Origin of the sequence: Rhodococcus pseudokoreensis, from assembly GCF_017068395.1 — a bacterium.
GTDB lineage: Bacteria > Actinomycetota > Actinomycetes > Mycobacteriales > Mycobacteriaceae > Rhodococcus_F > Rhodococcus_F pseudokoreensis.
Genome location: NZ_CP070617.1, coordinates 51,122 through 69,571, shown reverse-complemented (window position 1 = coordinate 69,571; position 18,450 = coordinate 51,122). Strand labels below are relative to the sequence as shown.

Here is an 18,450-nt window from a genome sequence, read left to right as displayed (position 1 = left end):
GTCAGACGCCCATCTCTTCGAGCGACTTGAGCAATTTGCGTCGCTTGAAATAGACACGGTCACACGAGGCGACGATGCCCATCCGCGACGACCATGACGACATCCACGCCTCGACGGTGGTATTGCCGTTGTCCATTTCGGAGATATCGATCGAGATCACCGGGTTATCCATCCCCCACGATCCCACCCCGAACCCCTTGGACTGAAAGTTCAAGGCACCACGCCCATGTACCGGACGCCACCACATCGACTTGAAATGCGACTGCACAGCCTCCAATACATCATGAGGCCTAGCCTTGACATGCACCTCTTCCTGCCGTTTCGCCTGGCTGCTCAACCACAACTGCAAGATCAGGGCCGCGACAATCACAACAACGATCACCACGAAAACTTCCATCTGCCATCTCCTCCACTTTTTCTGTCTGTTTCGAACCAACAACGCCGACCGTTCGAGACAGCAACTCGAACGGGAAGCGATCCACAGTGATGTGCGAACTAAACCGCCACACGAGTGGAGGTTTCCGTCTGGATCAGAAGCGTGTCCTCAAAGGCGATGCAACAGAATCCTATTGCGTTGTTGATCTTGATCAGATATAGGCCCACCGCGCAGGTGATCCGCCATCGTCACAAAGATCTACAGATTCAGGACCGTCAACCGCGGTATTTACAGGCAAGTCACCGGTTCTCACATCAACGATGACATGAGCATGGAACGTGTTCTATTTGACGCCTGGATCACATCTGAACTGCCGGTACACACTTCGTGTGATGATCAGCCTGCTCCGATTTCAACACTCATCCCATTCCCACCCCTGCCGATAGCGTGGCGTCAACTCTCGTCGAACGAAAGACATGCTCCGGTGAGGCGCTTAATCTACAGTGAACCTGCCCTTGAGGATTGGCTGACGCAACACGAAGTCACCGCTGGGGTAGATTCCGCACCGATCTCGTTCGAGAGGAGGTGAGATCGATGGCATGCACTTGTCAATGCGCGTGGTGCAAGGAAGCCCGTGTGAACAACTACTCCAATCACCGTTGTTCGCAGGTCCCGAAATGTCCTGAAACGAAATGAATTCTTGAACCGAACTTCAGACAACACTGCACGCTGCAAGGGTTCTGCCGAAAGCGATGACGACGACCAGCTCCGAAGTACGAGCGCCCCGGGGTCATCACGATTGTCGTCCTGGCGTTCGGGGTGTTCGGTTCGCGTCAGTGAGTTTCGGTCGCACAACGGGTATTTTCGACTGCTGGGGCTGTTGCCAAGGTGAACAGCCCCAGCAGGCGTCCTGGAATTGAGACGCTCTCCAGACCCGCACCCGAATACCAGAAACACCCAGCTCGAAGCGTCTCAAAAGTTAGTTCCACAATTTCGTGTCACAACAGTCGTACAGACCTGACTTTCGGTACGCTCCCAGAAATGGAGTTGGGATACGCGCGGGTGTCGACGAGCAAGCAGGACCTCGCGCGGCAGATCGACGCCCTCACCAAGGCGGGTATCGAGCAGGCGCACATCTACGTGGACAAGAAGTCCGGGGCCACCACCGAACGGCCCGGGTTGCAGGCGCTGCTCGGGTACGCCCGCGGCGGCGATGTGATCGTGGTGCACACCCTCGACCGGCTCGGCCGCACCGTCCGCGACACCCTGAATCTGATCCACGACCTGCACCAGCGCGGCATCGGATTTCGCAATCTGGCCGACCCGGTCCGGATCGACTCGACGAATCCGGACGACCCGATGGGCCAGTTGGCGGTGGTGCTGCTGGCGTTGTTCGGGCAGATGGAACGCACCTATGCGGTCGAGCGGGCCGCCCACGCCCGCACGGTGGCCGCCGAGAAGGGTCGTCGTGTCGGTCGGCCCAGCGTGGTCACCGATGCCCAGCTCGCCTACGCCATCCAGTTGCGGGACGGCGGGGCCACCATCGCCGAGATCACCGCCAAGACCGGGCTGACCCGCTCCACCCTCTACCGGCACCTCCCGTCCCGTCCGCCGGAGAGGCTCACCGCAGAAACGGCCCTGGCCGAGGAAAAGCCGTCACCGTCGACGGCTCCGGCGGCGACCTTACCGGCGGCCGGATCGTCGGCCTGTCCAACCTGTGGATACGAGCCGTCCGCCCGCCGCGACCTCGTCCCGCACCGCGCCGACCTCGCCACCGTCTGGCTGCACCTCGACGACCGCGGACGCGTCCGCGAGGCGCGACACTGTGCCCGCTGCCAACCGCACAGCCACGTCCTGGTGATTAGCTGCTCCCGGTGCGGCGACGGTCCGCTGGTCACCGGAACCGGCACCGGCACCGGGCCCGGGACCGGCGAACTCCCGGTTCCGGTCAGGGACTGGTTCAAACGACACGGATGGGTGATGACACCCGATCCGTTGTGCCCCAACCACATCTGAACGTCGACGGGAAATCGTCACGCACCGGTCGACCTGTCACTACTGCCGGGCCCGACAGAAACGCTCTGTGACGGTGTGGAGCACTAAACTATTCGCGCAGTCCAGGTCTGGATAGTCCGTTTCCTGGCCGAGCCGCGGCCGCGACGACGTTGGAGGGTTCCGATCAACACCGATCCCGGTACGGGCACGTCCAGGCACGCCACATGCCCGAGGCCAGAGAATGGGTGAGTCGTGGGACGAAGTCAGCCTCAAGGATGCCCGGAAGTCGCTGGACAACGAGGTCTACGCCGTGGTGGAGGACCTCGTGAAGAACAAGGGCTGGCGACTGCGGGAACAGGGGCACAAGTACGCGATCTACTGCCCATGCACGGACGGCCGGGCGAACTTCATCACGCTCCCCGGGACCTCCAAGAACCCCGGAAACGCGGCCAAACGGATAAAACGCTCCGCATCACGATGCCCTGACCGGCACGAGCTGATGAAATAACAACCTCTGTTTCCAGTTGACAACAGCACCGGGGATGAGGAAGCTGGGGTCATGCCCCCGACCGAATTCGAGCTTATTTTCGTGACCCCAGAAGTCTCCGGACCCGGTGACACCCGGATCGCGGCGGTCGAGCAGCTCCTGGACATCGTGGTGGAGTCGCACAGCGGTTTGACGCTCGCCACCGTAACCGCCGAGGGGGACGACGCCGTGACCGCAGCGCTGGACGCTGCGAAAGTGCTGTCGTCGTGCGGCCTCACGGTGGTGCGGTCGTACCCCGACCTGGTCACCCGCCAGGACATCGCCGACCGAGCCGACGTGTCGCGACAAGCAGTCGGAAACTGGGTGCGCGGTGACCGCATGCAATCGGATCCTTTTCCCGCGCCGGTGAACCTGGTCGGTGGCGGTGCATGGTTGTGGGGAGATGTTGTCGCCTGGCTCCGCCGACAGGACTACGAGATCGACGACATCGAGTTCCCCTCGATGGACGACCATGCCCGCATCGACGCCGCACTCGTCGGCGCCCCGAGAAGGACGCCGACGATCAGCGGCCATCTCGAAGCAAAGGTCGGGTTCGCCCCCTCTGTTGTCGGAATCAGTCGCGACTGGGCCGGGGACAGCTTTCAGTCGAGCTATGCACTAGCCGTATGACAGAAACATCGTCTCCTCGCAGTGTCGCCGACGCCCGCGAGCTCCTCGAGCTGACAGAGCTCACCGATATCGTGTTCTTCGAAACGGGCGCTCGGCGCAAACCCGACGTGGAAGAAACTCCACTCTCCATCCAGATTGCGCTGCGCCGCGAAGAACTACTCTTGGAAGTTCGATGCCGGGCAACCGTCTCCGGCTCAGGGGGCGAGTACCTCGCCGACGCCTCTGCGGTCTTCACCCTCCGGGAGCCGATCGAAGTCTCCGACGCGATCATCACAGAGTTCGTCGAACGTGTCGGAGTGATGTCCGTCTATCCATACCTCCGCGAATCCATCACCCAGTCCGGTGCCAAGCTCGGCCTCGACCGCCCCGTCTTGAAATTGCTCCGACCAGGCGATATCCACATCACTGTCGATGACTCCGACGACAAGGATTCAACCGAGACCACCTGACACGTCAGAAAATCGTCACACTCACTGAGACCTCAGGTGCCGGCGCGCAGCTTCGCCGGTACGGCAGGCCTCGCTCGGTGGACGAATCTGGATGCCGTACTGCTTCGCGATTCGGCTCATCTGCGGCACGCCGCGGCCGACCTCGTGTCCGAGTTCCCGCAGTGTTCGCCGCTGGGTGACGTACTGGTCGTGGAACCAGGCCGGATCGACCGGCGGGCCTCCGGCGGTCGGCGTGATGCCGTGATGTCGTGCCAGCCGCCCGGCCACCTTCCTGCTGACGCCGATCATCGCGGCGATCTCGGCGAGGGTGCGGCGCTGGCCGCAGTAGAGGTCGACGAAATGCGAGCGGCTCACCGCGTCTTCGGCCGCGGTCTGGGTTGCGCGTCGACCGAACCCTTCTGCGGCAGTGGGCGATGCGGGTGCGGGGTGGTTTTCGAGGAGGTGGCGGATCACGTCAATGGTGGTGCCCAATTGCCGCGCGATCTCCGACAGCGCGGTGCTGTCGCGGCGGACCAGGTCATGGAGGTCGGCGAGGTCCACGGCGCCGGGATCGGGTCCGGGCAGATCGAGCCCGTCGAGCAGGTCCGGGGGTGGACGCCAGTAGACCGGTTCCTCGCCCAGCCCGTGGTCGTCGAGGAATCGCCGGGCCGCCTCGTCGAGCGGTGCGGTCAGTGCGGGGGTGAGTGCGCGCGGGAACTCGGCCCGTTTCGCGCGGACGTCGTAATCGTCTGCGAGGAATGGTGACTGGGACGCGGGGAGCCCGCTGAGTCGTTCGAATAGCAGGCAGCGGGCGAAGTCCGCCTTCTGGCCGGCGCCGTGCGGTGTTCCGGTCCGGCGGCAGATCTTGTGCCACAGTTCGTCGGGTAGCAGTGCGCGGTAGTCCAGGCGGCGTCGCCGCTCGTAGTCGATCGGTGGCGGCTTCGCGGTGAGGTGGTCCGCCAGCCGGGTCAACGCGATCAGGCTGTCGTCCCACCGAGGGGAGTTCCGCAGGCATGCCAGCGTGCGGGTGACCCCGTCCGCTCGGACCGCCGAACCCAGGCGGTCGGCGGCCTCACCGAGCCTGACTGCGGTGCCCACCAGCATCAGAGCTACCGACAGGGCCGGTCGGACCTGCGCCGGACTGCACGGGGCCACCGTGAACCGCAGTGACCATTCCGGCCAGAGCAGGGTCGGGATGCGGCGGGCGGTGTCGTCCACGGCGGCGGCACTCGTTGACGGGTAGCTCGGGAGGGCGGCGGCGCTGCGGTACCGGAGCTGATCGACGGCGCGGACGAACAGCGGCCGCAACGCGGCGAGTTGGATGGCCGCCAGCGTCGTACTGGTGGCGCTGCCCCAGTCGCACATGGTTCCAGCGGCGACAGGCCGCCCCAGACGCCGACCGCCGTGCACCAGCCATCGCAACGCCTCGCCGGCTTCGGCGATGTCGGGCCGATCCAGCACCGTCATGGCCGTGGTCACCGCGACGGCGGTTGCGATCGCCCCACCGGCCCCCGACAGCTCCGATCCGCGAAACGCCGGTGCCTCCGATGCGGGCGCCGACCGAATCCGGGCCAACGCGTCGGCGAGGTCGGTGGGAACCCGAGCGGCGATCTCCTCGATGCTGCCGTAGACGAGGACGCGGGAGGCGATGGCGTGCAGATCGGCCAGCACCACGCGGGCCCCGGAGGGGCGGTCGGCGTACACACCGAAGGCGCCCCGGCCGGCGGTGAGGACATCGAGCACGCGTTGCTGGGCCCGGATCGCCGGGTGATCCGGGCGCAACCGCATCACCGGTGCCGAGGTCAGGTCGCCGCCGCACCGGGTGAGGCCACGTGGGCGGGCGGTGTCCGCACTCCGGTGGGCGCAGCGGTCCGGGCTCGGCACGACCTCGCGGAGGGGTCGTCTGCACCGTTGGAAGCTTTCGCAGCGCGGGCAGGTGTCGGCCAGAAGGCAGTGGTGTTCGGTGCAGGCGAAGACACAGCCCAGCCGCCAGTGCAGTTGCCACCGACCGCCGGACTCGGCGAGGCAGTCCGGGCAGTACCGGGATCGGCGTCCGCGACCCCAGGGCAGGCCCGCGGCCGCTCGTCCCTTCCGGCCGTTCAGCGACAGGGCGACCCCGTCGTAGCGGGCCAATGTCATCGCCTCGACAACGGCCACCGGCAGGTCCGCCGCCGCTGCGATGGTGTCCACGTCGTTCGGGCGCAGGTGCATCGGCCACAGGTTCGGGCGCCGAACCCTGTCGGCGGCAGTGCTGTCATCGGGGCGTAGGGCCGTGTCCAGGTCGACGAACGCCGTGCCGGTGCGGTGCGCGATGGCCTCGAGCCAGGAATCGATCGCCTCGCCGGGCAGCGGGGCGACCCGGATCGGCAGGGACCGCACCTCGGTCATCGGCGGCGTCGTGTCGGCCGGGTGGTGATGCGGCGCGCGTCGAGGGCGGCCTGCAGTTCTCGCCGCGCGGTCTCGGCGTCCTCGTCGTTGCTGACGGTGTCGAGTACGTCGGCATCGAGGCGCTCGCGGCCGGTGGCGATCGCGCGGTGGCAGCCGCGGTTGATCAGCACCATCAGCGACCCGATGTGGCCGGTGCTGCGGGTGAACAGGTAGTCCGACAGGTCGTCGGCGAGCATGCCGGGGTACTTGTCGGCCAGCACCAGGCCCTGTTCGATCGCCAACAGCATGGTCCGCCATTCGCGGCGGCCGGTGTCGGTGTCGATAACGAACGGCCGCATCCCCACCAGCGTGGTGCGCCGCGCGGTCTGCGCCTCGGCGAACAGGCCGCGTTCGGCCAGCTTCACCCCGACGAACACCACGGTGACCGGGAACTCGTTGGCGATGTACTTGAAGTGGTTGCTGATCTCCACGCCGCTGGTGGCGTGCATCCGCAGGAAATGCAGATCATCGACCACCAGAAGTCGTGTCTCACAGGATGTCACGCAGTCCAGGGCGCGACGGGACAGGTCGGCACTGGTGCCGCGGGTGCTCCCGGGGTGGGCGTAGAACTCGAGCATCGCCCGGTTGAACTCCTTGAGGCCGGTGTTGCCGGTCAACCCAACCCGGCACACCGGCCACCGCTGGTGCCCGTCGCGGGTGCGGGTGCCCTTGATCCGGATCTCGCGGCGGTGGAACGCCTTGGCGAACGCCAGCACCGATGTCGTCTTGCCCAGGCCAGGGTAGGCGTCGATCGCGACCGCACCCTTGGCCTTGTCGCCGAACTGGAGGTTGCTGTCGACCACGGTCGAGAGCTGCTCGTGCAGCGCGGTCAGTTGCGGGGTCCGGATCGGACCCAGGTTCGCGTGCCACAGCTGCCGGAAATGGTTGTAGACCTCGGCGTCATCCGCGCTGAGCGCCCGCAGTTGCCGGTGGGTCAGCACCTGTGGCGCGACCAGGGAAGGGGCGTCGGCGAAATCGCGCCACCCCTCCTTGCGGGAGAGCGCCACATTGCCCAGCGGCGCGTAGTCCTGCAAGTGCTGCCGGATCAGTGCGATCGTCACAGATACTCCAGCGCATCGGCGTAGAAATCGTCGCCGTCGTCGGGCCGGTCCGGCTCGTCCTCGGCGTCGTCATCACCGATGTCGATGCCGCTCCGCGCGGTGTTGACCGCTGTCGCGCCGTCACGCGATCCCGACACGGGCCCGGTCACCTCGTGCGGCCCGGGTGGTGGCTCGAGGTCGAGCGCCGCGTCCTCGCGTGCCATACGCAACGCCATGCGCCGCTCGGTCATGCTCGACCCCAGGCCGAGGTTCCACCGCTCGAGCAGGTCGGCGACCGCGATCCTGTCGTCGGGGTAGGTGTACTTCGCCTTCGCCAACCTGCGGGCGAACGCCAACGCGTCCTCGCTGAGCGGCATCTGCATCGACCGGGCGTGCTCCCACTCGAGCGGGTACCACCGCCGGGAGGTGGGGTCCCGCAGGTAGATTCGGGTGATGTCGTCCGGGTCGACGTGCAGTGGCCACCACCGGCCCTTGCCCTTGCCCCGGTCCGGGTACGGGCTGGCACCGTCGCGGCACCCGGGCGGCAGGTCGCCGTGGTAGCGGCGGCCGTGCACCTCGAACCCGTAGTGCTGGAGGGTGCGCCACTCCACCTTGAGGAACTCGTACCCCAGGTCCGGGTCGCGGGGGACCTCGATGTAGCCGGCGCGGGCGATGCCGTGCTCGAACATCACCGCGGGCGACATCTTCACGGCCGGCAGATGCGGATCGAGCAGGCTCTCGTGCGGCCGGTGGTGATACACCACCGCCACCCATTCCCGGATGATCGCTTCCAGTTCGTCGAGGTAGAAGAACGCCTCCGACTCCGGCGCCACCCCACGCGAATGCACATCTGGGCCCTTGTATCCGGGCAGTGCCTGCAACAGGTCCTCCCGGATAGTGCGGAAGAACCGCTCCGCCGGCCCCTTGTCGCGACCGGTCCGCAACCGGGCCGGCTGGATCGAGATCCCCATCCGCTGACACACACTGGTTAGATGCTCGGAGACGTAGATCTTGCCGTGGTCGATCACGATGGTCTCCGGTGCCAGCGCCGGACTCGCTGCTCCGGCGATCGGCCCGTCGATCGCCGCGGTGTCGATCAGTAGGGACCGGGGAATTCCGTGCTCGGGCCATACCGCGTGCGCAGGCCAATCCTTGCCTGCCGGTCGAGGCCGGAACGCCTGATACAGCGTGGCCGCGGCATCGACCGCCTTCGTCGACACCGGCGTGAGCCGGATACCGACGACACAGCGTGTGTACCAATCCATCCCGACCGTTAATTCCGCCTGCACCCACCGCAACGTCACCGGGTCCAGGGCAAACACGTCCAGCCGGGTGGTGTCCATCAGCAGGTACTCACCTGGCCGGGTCGGGCGCAGCTTCCCGTACGGCCCCTCCGGGCGGGAAGCGATATCCCGATTCCGTTTGGTGCTCAACCGGAACGTCGGATGCCCCCGCTCCAGATCCTCGAGTATGCGAAACGCGGTGGCCCGCGACGGCAGCTTCACCACGCCCGCACCGAACCGGGCCACGACCCGGGCGTTTGTCCGCTCGATCACCATCGTCCGTGACGGCCGCGACTGATCGGTGTGCTCGACCATCACCTCCAGGGCAGTCTCCACCCACCGGTCATCCTTTTTCGATGAACTCGTGCCAGAATCGCGCCGCACCGCCAACCCGGCCTCGCCGAACTTCTGGAACTTGCCGACCCAGCGCTCGATTGTGCGAACACCGATCCCCAACTCGGCCGCTTTGGCGGCATATCGGTCCGACAACGCGACATCCTCGCCGAACTGGGGGCGCGGCTCGCTCGGGCCGGCGATCAGCGGGTTTCCGGACCGATATCCGGTAAGCACCTCGCGCACATGGGCTGCTCGCACAGTGAGTTGCTCCTGCTCGGCCGTGGTCAACTGGGCCAGCACCACGGCGGCGACTTCCTGATCGTCATCGCTCGATGGGCCGGAGCCGTCCGGGATCACCCGGGCACGCCCGCACCCCAGGAGCTCCTTCAACGCGACGCGTCGATACTGCCGGCCGGATGCGTCCTTGACGACGACCTCGTTCCCCGCCGCGGTCGACACCATCTCCACCACCTCGACGGTCTCGCCGTCGTAGAGGAACCGTGTCCCGACACCGACCCGCACACCCGCGCCAGTCACGAACGCACTCCCAGCACGCTGCACGAACTCAGGGTCTTGCTCAAATCGATCGTGAAATGGTGTCGCCACAACAAATGCAGGACAGCCGATCGCACGAGAGGTTCCGGCTGCTCGGGCAGGTACCGGACGGCCTCACCCAGCGTGACGCCGTGCAGGTCGACTGATCGCAGGCCCGCCAGCAAGTCGTCGTCGAACAGCCAATCACGACGATAGCCGGCCAAGAATCGGACATTGCTCAACTCCGGCTCCGCCGGTTCGCTGGCAATCTGGTAGCTCCAGCCACGCGACTCCACCACCAGCCGCGTCCACGCAAAGGTCAGCGCAACATCCTGCTTCGCCAGTCGCCGAGCGGGTTTCACATCAACGACAACCGGACCGTCATCGCTCAACAGCAGATAGTCCGGCACGTGCCGTCGTCGCGCGCCCGCCACGTCGGCTTCGAGCAGGAACGGCTGAGCGAGGATGCGCCGCACCGAGCGATCGAAATCTGCCAGCAGCAGGCGAGCCAACTCCAGCCGCGACTCGTAGATCACCAGCGCCCGCTCCGTACTGGACCAGTAGGCGCCGGAATAGTGCTTCTGACCGTGGTACCAGCGGAACGTTCGCCACGGTGTGGCGGCGTCGACCAGCGCCTCCGGCGAGACATCGCCCCAATCAACTTCTGATTCAACACCATCCGCCTTACGGCGGACGCGCGCCACAACAGAGGTCGGATGCGCATCAAGATCATCGGCCATCAGGTACCTCGATACCGAAGCGGGCCGCACCACCGCAGCCCTTCACCATCGATCATCAACCCTGGTAATCCGTTGACCCGGGATTCGGCGTGGGCGTGTCTCACGACAATGGCGGATCCGCCATCTGCCCGCCACTCACCGTGAGATTCCGCCACGGTTCTCGAGACCCTACAGGAGCTGCGCTGCGCTCCGCCCTGGAGAAAGAACATCGTTCTTTTGTCCTGCTGGCCTTCCGATTCTGATCGACGTCGGCCGGGGTGCAACCCCTGGCGGCTGCGCCGGCCTTCGGCTCCGAACAAGTTTTCGCGACTCGCAGGCTCCCCGCGAAAACTTCTTCGGCCCAGGGGTTGCACCCCGTCCTGATACCGCCGATCCGACTCTCCCTTGCCAGCAGGCGCAAAAAGAACGATCAGGGGCCGCAGGTGCCTGGTCCGCCGACACTTCCAAGGAGCGTTTTGATGATCCGTCTTACCACCGCCACCGATGTTCTCACCGCGATCCCCGCGTTGCTGGGATTCACTCCGGTGCAGTCAATCGTGACGATTCTGCTCGGGGGGGAGTCCGAGGTCGACGGAATGACCGGAGCCCGCCTCGTGCTCGTGTCCCGGTACGATGCCGACCAGGACGCCGAGATTCCGGCCGAACGGTTGTGCGGCATCGCCGCCCGCGAGAACGCCACCGGCGTGATCCTCACCGTGGTCGCGGGCGGAACCGGTGCGGCCACCGCCCTCGACAACATGACATCGCTGCGCGACCGCCTCGAGGCCGAGGGCGTCGCTCCGATGCTGTCGTTGTACACCGCGGAACTCACCGAGGGCGCAATGTGGGTCAACCTCGACACGCTTGAGCGCGGCGCAGTCCCGGACCCGACCACCTCCGCCGTCCACGCGGCCGCAGTGTTCGACGGTCGCAACGTGGCCACCTCACGCGCTGCGGTCGCCGCCCGCTATGGTCTTGCCGCCGAGGCGGATCCCCGCATCGCGGCCCGGGTCGCTGCCGAGCAGGGTGACGACTTCGCGCGCGCAACCATCACCGAATTCGCCGTCGTCATCCGTAACGGTGAAATCCCCAGCGCCGATCTCGCCGCCCGCGTCGGACTGGTCGCCGCGAGCGGACCGACGCAGCGCGACGCGTTTCTCGGACTCGCCCACTACGGCGCGGCCGAGGCACACGCGGCAATGATCCTGGTCGCCACCCAGGTACGCGGCCACGCCCGCGTGCAAACCCTCACCATCACCGCCTACTTCGCCTACATCGCCGGAACCGGCCCGGATGCAGGCATTGCAATCGACGCCGCCCGAGCCAGCGCCGAGGATGCACACGAGGCGGAGACCCGGTTGCTCGATCTGCTCGACATTGCATGGCACCGCGCAATGCACCCGGACACGATCGCCGGACTCACCGCCGCCGGGATCGAGAGTGCACAAAAGTTGGGTGTCGAGTTCGACTGACATCGACAAACGAAAGGCGCGCCCCCGAACGGCTTAGGTTCGGGGGTGCGCCTTCGGTGAGTGTAGAGGGTGATCGGGCATCGAGCCCGAACACCCTCCGCGCCTGCGTCACGAGCAACACACCTCGTGACGCGCGGGCCGCGTCTAGAGCAGACCGCGCAGAGCGTCCGGGTTCGGAAACGCCATGTCGATGCCAGCGGCAGTGCGGTGCAACGGCCCGGCGGACGCGCCTGCAACGATCGCTTCCAAGTCGGCATCCGGCACGGACCAGGTGTGCTTGGTCGCCTGATACAACGCAGCCTCGACCGTCGAACGTTGCACGACTGCTTCGTTCTCGTTCATGATCTCCCCTTCTCACCTAACGCTTCCAGACGTCGGCCGGTCGGGTTCGTGTTGTTCAGAACAATGTCGGGACGTCGCTGTGCAAAAAGGCGTCCTGCACCTTTTCGTCGTCCCACCCGTTTCGCACTGCCTCCCGCAATGCTCGCGATCGAGCGGCACGTGCGGCACGGTCGGGTCCGTACCAATGCCAGGTCTGGCCGCGCCCGCCGCCGCGGCCCTTCGCACCCATGCCGGCGAGGTTTTGCGCTTGCGTGCCGAGTACGACGTGCGGACGACCTAACGCTTCCGACGACGCCCGAACACAGATCGGGTTGTCGCAGACTTCGTGCAACGCAACCTCGTCGGCGTTCAGCGGCCGACCGAGTTCGATCGCCAACGCGTACCGGTGCGGGCGCACCACCTTCTGTCTGCCGTTGCGCGAGACCCAAAATCTGCCGTATCCATCGTCAGACACGGCGGCGGCGTAGATCCAACAGTCGCGTTCGCCGGGGCCCCGGACCACATGTTTCCAGAAGCGTCGTTGTTCGGCGGCGTCGCCCACGACGAGTGTCTCACCCATGATGTTGCCCTCGCCGCGGTTCCGCCCCATCGGTGCGGGCGGCCCACCACAAATCGGGACAGCCGGGACCCTCGTGTGGATGGCACACAGATCTGGCCCTCCGGGTCTGTGTCCCACCCACAGTCGGCGCCTGCCCCGAGATGGGGAGGGTCGCATCCGTGGCCGGCTTCCGGTGCATCGTGGCGGTCAGGACGCGAGCGCGTCGGACGAACCCAACGGCTCCGGAGTCGCTTCGGTCTTGGCGGGTTCAGCAGTTGCAGATCGATCCGTCGCGGTGGCGGATTCCGCAGTCTTTTCGGCGGTCTTCTTCTCCGCCGGGGAGCTGCTGTGTGTCGTCTTCAGCAGTGCATTCACCTCGCGAGTGGTGAGCCCGGTCAGGGTAGCGAGATCGGCCACCGTCTCCCCGCGCCCGCGAATCGCCGCGAGAGCTGAGGATCGCGTCGCGGTGACCTTGCCGGTGGCCTTGTCGTAGTCACTGTGAGCCTTGGCGATCGCCGCATCCCGTTCGTCGGCAGCAGCTGTGAGCGCGTCCTCGGTTTCGAAGAACGTCGCGAGGTCAGCCTCGTTGGCCTGCTCCCGCTTACGTTGCTCAGCCAGCTTCGCCGCCATCTGCTCGCGAGCCCGCTGACGCGCTTTGACTGCGGAGTCCTTCTTTGCCATGCGTTGCTCCTTCGTTAGTCCAAGTGGATCGGTCGGATGCTCATGCCCGGTTCCCCGCCGCTATGCCCGAGAGGTTCCGGCATCGGTCGCACCGCTTGAGTCTGGCGCTCGGCGACTGCCCGTCGCTCCGGGCCGCGAACGGGCGGGGCCACCGCGATACCGGCGTCGGTAAGCATTCTCAGGTTCAGCGTCCAGTCGTAACGGGAGCGGCGACGCCACACCACGATCGCATCCGCGATGTGCTTGGCAGACTGTTCGTTCGTGTATCCGGTCACCGAGGACAGATGCGCGAATGCGCGTGCACCGTTGCCGGTGACTTCGGCGTACCCGAAGTGCGTCGACTGATGGCACAGAGTGCACAGGCAGACCAGTCGCCGTAGGTACTGAACGTGCGCCTCGTCGTCGTAGAGCCAACGCTCGTGCGCCTCCATGCGAATACTGGCGTCCGTGTTCTCGACAGCCCCGCACGCCTCGCAGCGGTTGCAGGCGCGGCCGTAGACCATCTTCCGGATTCGGAACCAGTCTCGTGTGCTGACGCACGACCGGACGTTGGTGAACCAGCATGAGTCCGGGATGAGATCGACGAACAGTCCACTTCCGAATGCGCGGTCCTCCCAAGGCAACGCGGACGGCAGCGCCCAACCACGGAGACAAACTCTGCTCCCGGCCCGGGGACGCGTACCACATCCTGGTGCCCGGATCCCAGCGCGCGCCCAGCGACTTGGCGTGGTCCTTCTCCGCGTACGCGACTTCCAACCACACGCCGCCCCCTGCGCGTGGGCACGCGAGCCCGGCGGGTGCGGCCGGCGGTGGTGAGGACATGACCGAATCGTACCGACCGGCACCGACAATCGCGCCAACGAAACACCGCGACCAATCAGCGAGTTAGGAATCGCCAAGTGCATCGCTGCGCTCACCGGTCCATCCGGTCCCTGCGTTGCTGCCCACTGCACCGCAGTGACCTGCGGCAACGATCAAATCTGAGACACACCTCTTGCACTAATAGTGTCTTAGGGGAACCTAACTTCGACTTTTCGCGCTACGATTCCGACATGATGACCGTCCACCCGCTTCACGCAGGCGACGGTTACACCTATCTCACCCGCGAGGTCGCCACTGGCGATTACCGGCTGGAGAAGGGTGAGCAGATCTCCGATTACTACAACGTCGACGGCAACCCGCCGGGAATCTGGGGCGGTAGCGGAGCCGAGGTTCTTGGAGTCTCTGGCACGGTCAGTGAAGACCAGATGAAGGCCCTCTTCGGTGAAGGACTACACCCGAATGCCGACGAGCACATTCGGCAGGCCATCGCCGAAGGGACGCCGGCGAAAGAGGCGGTTCAAGCCGAGCGGCTGGGTCGCCGGTTCGCCTCGTTCCGCAACGACGTTCCCTTCATGCGTCGTGTGCGCACCGAATTCGAGGCTGAGCGCGAACGACTAGGCACGACACTCACCGAGGAACAGCGCACCGCGATCCGGTACCGGATCGGGGCGGATCAGTTCCATATCGAGATCGGCCGCTCCCCCGCTGACGAGAGCGAACTCGCCCGGTATATGGCCAGCCAGACACGGCGCGAACGCCAGCCGGTCGCCGGCTACGACTGCGTTTTCACTCCGGTGAAATCAGCATCCGTTCTGTGGGTCCTCGGTGACGACACGATCCGCCGTGCCGTTCAGAACTGCCACGCCGAGGCACGTGATCTAGCCCTCGAACAGATCGAAGAACACGCCGCATACACCCGCGTCGGGAAGGCCGGAGTCGCCCAGATCGAAACGAAGGGACTGACCTACACCCGTTTCGATCACCGCGACAACCGCAACGGGGATCCGAACCTACACACCCACGTCGCGATCTCCACCAAAGTCATGGGGGTAGACGGGAAGTGGCGCAGCCTCGACGGCCGCGTGCTGCACAAGCTCGCCGTGTCCGCCTCGGAAACCTACAACACCGCATTCGAGCAAGCCCTGTCCCGGGAGCTCGGCGTCCAGTTTGTCGAGCGGGCCAAGAGGACCGCTGGTAGGCGCCCGGTCCGCGAGATCGACGGCATTTCCCAGGAACTCATCGATGAGTTCTCCCGCCGCGAGACCATCGAAAGACGCCTCACCGAACTGGTGTCGAGCTACCACAACCGTCACGGCCGCAATCCCTCGCCGGCCATGCAAACCAAGCTCGCCGACCAGGCCACCCTCGAGACTCGCGGGCACAAGCCTGCCCCGCGTTCCTACGAGGCCATGCGCCGCGAAAGCCTCGGCCGCGCCGCCAGAGTCCTCGGCACCCACCGCGTCGGCCGGGTCGTCCGACGGTGCATTGGCCGCAAGGTCAGCACCGTCACCGCCGATCAGATCGATGCCCACGAAACCGGTGCCGCGGTCCTCTCCGTCCTCGAACGGGAGAAGTCGAGTTGGAACCGCTGGCATGTAGCGGCCGAGGTCGACCGGCAGCTCAAGGACACGATCTTCGCCACCGACGCGGACTACCTGATCGTCCGCGACAAGGTGACCGAATCCGTCCTCGGCCGCGGATCAATCCGGCTCACCAGGAAGCAGGATTCCGCCCCCGCGGTGCTGCGGCGCAGCGACGGAGAAAGCGTCCTCACAGTGCACGGCAATCAGACCTACACCTCCCGTGAGGTCCTCGAATCCGAAGCTCGACTCGTCGCCGCGGCGCACACTCCCACCGCCGTAATGGGCAGTGAAGAGGCGTTCAATGCGGCCCTCGCCGCATCGCAGCGGCTCACAGGAAGGACGCTCAACGCCGGGCAGGAAGCTCTCGCCCGGCACTTCGTGTTCAGCGGAACACTGCTCTCGGCAGGCATCGGACCGGCCGGCACCGGCAAGACCACCGCCATGAAAGTGGTCACCGATGCCTGGAAGGCGGGCGGCGCGAACGTACACGCTCTGGCTTCTTCTCAGGTCGCCGCGAAGGTCCTCGAAGCAGAGATCGATGCGACCGGGCAGACCATCGACCGGGTTCTGACCCTGCATCAGCACGGGCACGACACCGGGATCCGGCCCGGTGATCTGATCCTCGTCGATGAAGCCGGTATGGCGTCGCGCCACAACATCGACCGCATCGTCGCGGTCGCCTACGAGCAGGGTGCGGTCGTGAAACTACTCGGTGACCCCCAACAGCTCGGCGCAGTCGAAGGAGGCGGTGCGCTACGGCTCGTCGCGAAGGAAACCAACGCACCCACCCTCAGCGCAGTGCACCGCTTCGCCGACTACGAGGAGCGTGAGATCTCACTGCGGTTGCGTGCCGGAGATCAATCGGCGGCGGCCTGGTACTTCGCGAAAGACCGCGTGCACTACGGGATGGAAGACGAACTCGTCGACCGGGTCTACACCGCATGGAAGGCCGACACCGACGCCGGCAAGGACTCGGTCATGGCTGCGCCCCGTAACGACACCGTCGCCCAGCTCAACGAACGCGCCCGCACCGATCGCATCGCAGCCGGAGAGGTCGACCCGGCCGATCAAGTCACCCTCGCCGACGACCTTCACGCCGGTGTCGGTGACCGCATCGTCACCCGCCAGAACGACACCACACTGCGAGCCGTCGGCTCCCGCAACGACTGGGTCGCCAACGGTGACCTGTGGGACGTGCTCGAACTCGGCGGGGACGGCAGTATGCACGTGCAGCACATCAACCACGGCGGCAAGGTGGTTCTCCCGCCCGACTACGTTCGCCACTGGTGCGAACTCGGCTACGCCACCACCGTGCACCGCGTCCAGGGCGCCACCGTCGACACCCTGTACGGCATCGCCGATCCGTCGATGGATCGTCAGTCCCTCTACGTGATGCTCAGCAGGGCCGTCCAGAGCAACAACGCCTTCGTGGTGACGGACAAGATCATCGACCTCGACCTCGATCACAAACACCCCGAGGAGAGGATCGCCGACGAGGTCCTGCGCGGCATCATCGGCCGCGACGGAGCCGAACGCTCGGCCACCGAACAACAACGCGAAGCCGCCGTCGAGCACCTCAAGCTCTCCCACAACATCCCCGGCTACGGGTACGCCAACGACCTGCTCGACGCGGGTCGGTACGAGGCCATCGTGCGTGAACACCTCGGCCACGGACTCGCGAACACGATGGTTCACGAGGACGCCTGGGAAGCGTTCGTGCACCAAGCGCAACGCGCCGAGGCCGTCGGTCTCGAGCTTGGACAGGTGCTCCGCGAAGGAGCCGCCGAGCGTGAACTCGCCTCCGCTGACTCCGTGTCGGAGGTGATGCACTGGCGACTGCAACCCAGAATCGACACCGGCCTGCACGAGGCCGACATTTGGGCCGACCACCTCAAGCCGACACTGCGAGATGCGTTCGGTCGGCACGCCGAGACGATCCTCGACGACCAGCAGAGCTGGAGCGAACTCGCCGTGCGTCTGCGCCACATCGACCGCACCGGATACCCCCCGGAACGGGCCATAGACGACCTGAGGGAGACCTCGGGCGCGGCGGAGCCGACCGCACGACAACTCATCGAGATCAGCGAACAACGGTGGCCTCTCGGCCGCGAACGCCGTGACCCCGCGGCCCCCACATGGGTGCAGCCACCACACCAAGACCGGGAAGGTGTCGACCACGAACTCGTCGCCTGGTCGCACCGTCGGTACGCCGAAATCACCGACCGAACCCGCGAACTCGGCCAACAAGCCGCCACCGAACGACCCGAATGGACGAACCACCTCGGTGAAGTTCCCGACAGCGGCATCGACCGCGCTCGCTGGATCGCAGCAGCCGCGCAAGCCGCCGCCTACCGCGAGCAATTCGGCGTCACCACCGACCGCAGCCTGCTCGGTGAACAACCCGAGCACGGCGACGCAGCCCGCGCCTACCACCACATCACCGCCCGCATCCGAGACCTCCGAGGCGAATCGGAGTCGGCGCCCGCCGCACCCGCGGACCTTGTCGAGCGCACCGCCATGCAGCAAGAGCAGCTACGTCACGACCAACAGCTCGCCGAAGAACGCGCCGAGCAACGACGCCTCGAGGAAGCCCGCCGCGCCCAGCGGCGCGACGAGATCCGTCGGCAACAACAAGGCCCACACCGCCGCGGACCCACCCTGTAGCCCACGGGTCACGCAGCCATCGCGAACACGCTCCCCCTGGGGCGGCTCACGCTG

15 protein-coding genes and 1 pseudogene are annotated in these 18,450 nt (G+C 66.0%); 6 read left to right on the top strand and 10 right to left on the bottom strand.

Annotation, left to right across the window (positions count from 1 at the left end):
• Position 1: 1 nt before the first annotated feature.
• Positions 2-397: a hypothetical protein gene (locus JWS13_RS04455; RefSeq protein WP_206004637.1), complete on the bottom strand. Its 396-nt coding sequence runs from the start codon at positions 395-397 to the stop codon at positions 2-4.
• Positions 398-1,417: 1,020 nt separating this feature from the next.
• Here JWS13_RS04455 and JWS13_RS04450 point away from each other — a divergent pair.
• From JWS13_RS04450 to JWS13_RS04435, 4 genes are all read left to right on the top strand, one after another.
• A complete protein-coding gene (locus tag JWS13_RS04450; RefSeq protein ID WP_206004636.1) occupies positions 1,418-2,392 on the top strand; it encodes a recombinase family protein in 975 nt (324 codons plus the stop codon).
• Positions 2,393-2,612: 220 nt separating this feature from the next.
• Complete coding sequence (locus tag JWS13_RS04445; protein ID WP_109335832.1) at positions 2,613-2,879, top strand: hypothetical protein; 267 nt, start codon at positions 2,613-2,615, stop codon at positions 2,877-2,879.
• 51 nt (positions 2,880-2,930) lie between these two features.
• A complete protein-coding gene (locus JWS13_RS04440; RefSeq protein WP_206004635.1) occupies positions 2,931-3,527 on the top strand; it encodes a helix-turn-helix transcriptional regulator in 597 nt (198 codons plus the stop codon).
• A 71-nt stretch (positions 3,528-3,598) separates the two neighbouring features.
• A complete protein-coding gene (locus JWS13_RS04435) occupies positions 3,599-3,976 on the top strand; it encodes a hypothetical protein (protein WP_241032080.1) in 378 nt (125 codons plus the stop codon).
• A gap of 21 nt (positions 3,977-3,997) precedes the next feature.
• On the opposite strand, the gene JWS13_RS04430 is transcribed toward JWS13_RS04435, so the two are convergent.
• Genes JWS13_RS04430 through JWS13_RS04415 form a run of 4 tightly spaced genes read right to left on the bottom strand, consistent with a single transcriptional unit; the run spans position 3,998 to position 10,315 of the window.
• Complete coding sequence (locus tag JWS13_RS04430) at positions 3,998-6,343, bottom strand: TniQ family protein (protein ID WP_206004633.1); 2,346 nt, start codon at positions 6,341-6,343, stop codon at positions 3,998-4,000.
• A complete protein-coding gene (locus tag JWS13_RS04425) occupies positions 6,340-7,443 on the bottom strand; it encodes a TniB family NTP-binding protein (protein WP_206004632.1) in 1,104 nt (367 codons plus the stop codon). Before JWS13_RS04425 ends, JWS13_RS04430 begins: the two co-directional genes overlap by 4 nt.
• Positions 7,440-9,578 (bottom strand): DDE-type integrase/transposase/recombinase, encoded by a 2,139-nt coding sequence (locus JWS13_RS04420; protein WP_206004631.1) that lies wholly within the window; start codon positions 9,576-9,578, stop codon positions 7,440-7,442. The genes JWS13_RS04425 and JWS13_RS04420 overlap by 4 nt, the downstream gene beginning before the upstream one ends.
• Positions 9,575-10,315, bottom strand: coding sequence for a TnsA-like heteromeric transposase endonuclease subunit (locus JWS13_RS04415; RefSeq protein ID WP_206004630.1), 741 nt, complete (start codon positions 10,313-10,315; stop codon positions 9,575-9,577). Before JWS13_RS04415 ends, JWS13_RS04420 begins: the two co-directional genes overlap by 4 nt.
• A 458-nt stretch (positions 10,316-10,773) precedes the next feature.
• On the opposite strand from JWS13_RS04415, the gene JWS13_RS04410 reads away from it, so the two are divergent.
• Positions 10,774-11,766 carry a DUF4192 domain-containing protein gene (locus JWS13_RS04410; RefSeq protein WP_206004629.1) on the top strand — a complete coding sequence of 331 codons (993 nt, stop codon included), beginning with the start codon at positions 10,774-10,776 and terminating at the stop codon, positions 11,764-11,766.
• 144 nt (positions 11,767-11,910) lie between these two features.
• Here the strand turns inward: JWS13_RS04410 and JWS13_RS04405 are convergent, their stop codons facing one another.
• From JWS13_RS04405 to JWS13_RS46385, 5 genes and pseudogenes are all read right to left on the bottom strand, one after another.
• Positions 11,911-12,108 (bottom strand): hypothetical protein, encoded by a 198-nt coding sequence (locus JWS13_RS04405; RefSeq protein ID WP_206004628.1) that lies wholly within the window; start codon positions 12,106-12,108, stop codon positions 11,911-11,913.
• Positions 12,109-12,163: 55 nt separating this feature from the next.
• Complete coding sequence (locus JWS13_RS04400; protein ID WP_420854995.1) at positions 12,164-12,649, bottom strand: hypothetical protein; 486 nt, start codon at positions 12,647-12,649, stop codon at positions 12,164-12,166.
• 204 nt (positions 12,650-12,853) lie between these two features.
• Entirely contained in the window at positions 12,854-13,327 is a 474-nt protein-coding gene (locus tag JWS13_RS04395) for a hypothetical protein (RefSeq protein WP_206004627.1), read from the bottom strand.
• Positions 13,328-13,341: 14 nt separating this feature from the next.
• Positions 13,342-13,830: a hypothetical protein gene (locus JWS13_RS04390; RefSeq protein ID WP_206004626.1), complete on the bottom strand. Its 489-nt coding sequence runs from the start codon at positions 13,828-13,830 to the stop codon at positions 13,342-13,344.
• A gap of 196 nt (positions 13,831-14,026) precedes the next feature.
• Positions 14,027-14,149 (bottom strand): annotated as a pseudogene (locus tag JWS13_RS46385) (DUF5710 domain-containing protein); the annotation flags it as partial.
• A gap of 230 nt (positions 14,150-14,379) precedes the next feature.
• Between JWS13_RS46385 and mobF the strand changes: the two are divergent.
• Positions 14,380-18,396 (top strand): MobF family relaxase, encoded by a 4,017-nt coding sequence (gene mobF, locus JWS13_RS04385; RefSeq protein WP_206004625.1) that lies wholly within the window; start codon positions 14,380-14,382, stop codon positions 18,394-18,396.
• The last annotated feature ends 54 nt before the right edge of the window (positions 18,397-18,450 follow it).

Excerpts from the sequence above, each read along its gene's own strand:
- JWS13_RS04455 (WP_206004637.1), bottom strand. The coding sequence starts at position 397 with ATGGAAGTTTTCGTGGTGATCGTTGTTGTGATTGTCGCGGCCCTGATC.
- JWS13_RS04450 (WP_206004636.1), top strand. The coding sequence starts at position 1,418 with ATGGAGTTGGGATACGCGCGGGTGTCGACGAGCAAGCAGGACCTCGCG.
- JWS13_RS04445 (WP_109335832.1), top strand. The coding sequence starts at position 2,613 with ATGGGTGAGTCGTGGGACGAAGTCAGCCTCAAGGATGCCCGGAAGTCG.
- JWS13_RS04440 (WP_206004635.1), top strand. The coding sequence starts at position 2,931 with ATGCCCCCGACCGAATTCGAGCTTATTTTCGTGACCCCAGAAGTCTCC.
- JWS13_RS04430 (WP_206004633.1), bottom strand. The coding sequence starts at position 6,343 with ATGACCGAGGTGCGGTCCCTGCCGATCCGGGTCGCCCCGCTGCCCGGC.
- JWS13_RS04415 (WP_206004630.1), bottom strand. The coding sequence starts at position 10,315 with ATGGCCGATGATCTTGATGCGCATCCGACCTCTGTTGTGGCGCGCGTC.
- JWS13_RS04410 (WP_206004629.1), top strand. The coding sequence starts at position 10,774 with ATGATCCGTCTTACCACCGCCACCGATGTTCTCACCGCGATCCCCGCG.
- JWS13_RS04405 (WP_206004628.1), bottom strand. The coding sequence starts at position 12,108 with ATGAACGAGAACGAAGCAGTCGTGCAACGTTCGACGGTCGAGGCTGCG.
- JWS13_RS04395 (WP_206004627.1), bottom strand. The coding sequence starts at position 13,327 with ATGGCAAAGAAGGACTCCGCAGTCAAAGCGCGTCAGCGGGCTCGCGAG.
- JWS13_RS04390 (WP_206004626.1), bottom strand. The coding sequence starts at position 13,830 with ATGGTCTACGGCCGCGCCTGCAACCGCTGCGAGGCGTGCGGGGCTGTC.
- mobF (WP_206004625.1), top strand. The coding sequence starts at position 14,380 with ATGATGACCGTCCACCCGCTTCACGCAGGCGACGGTTACACCTATCTC.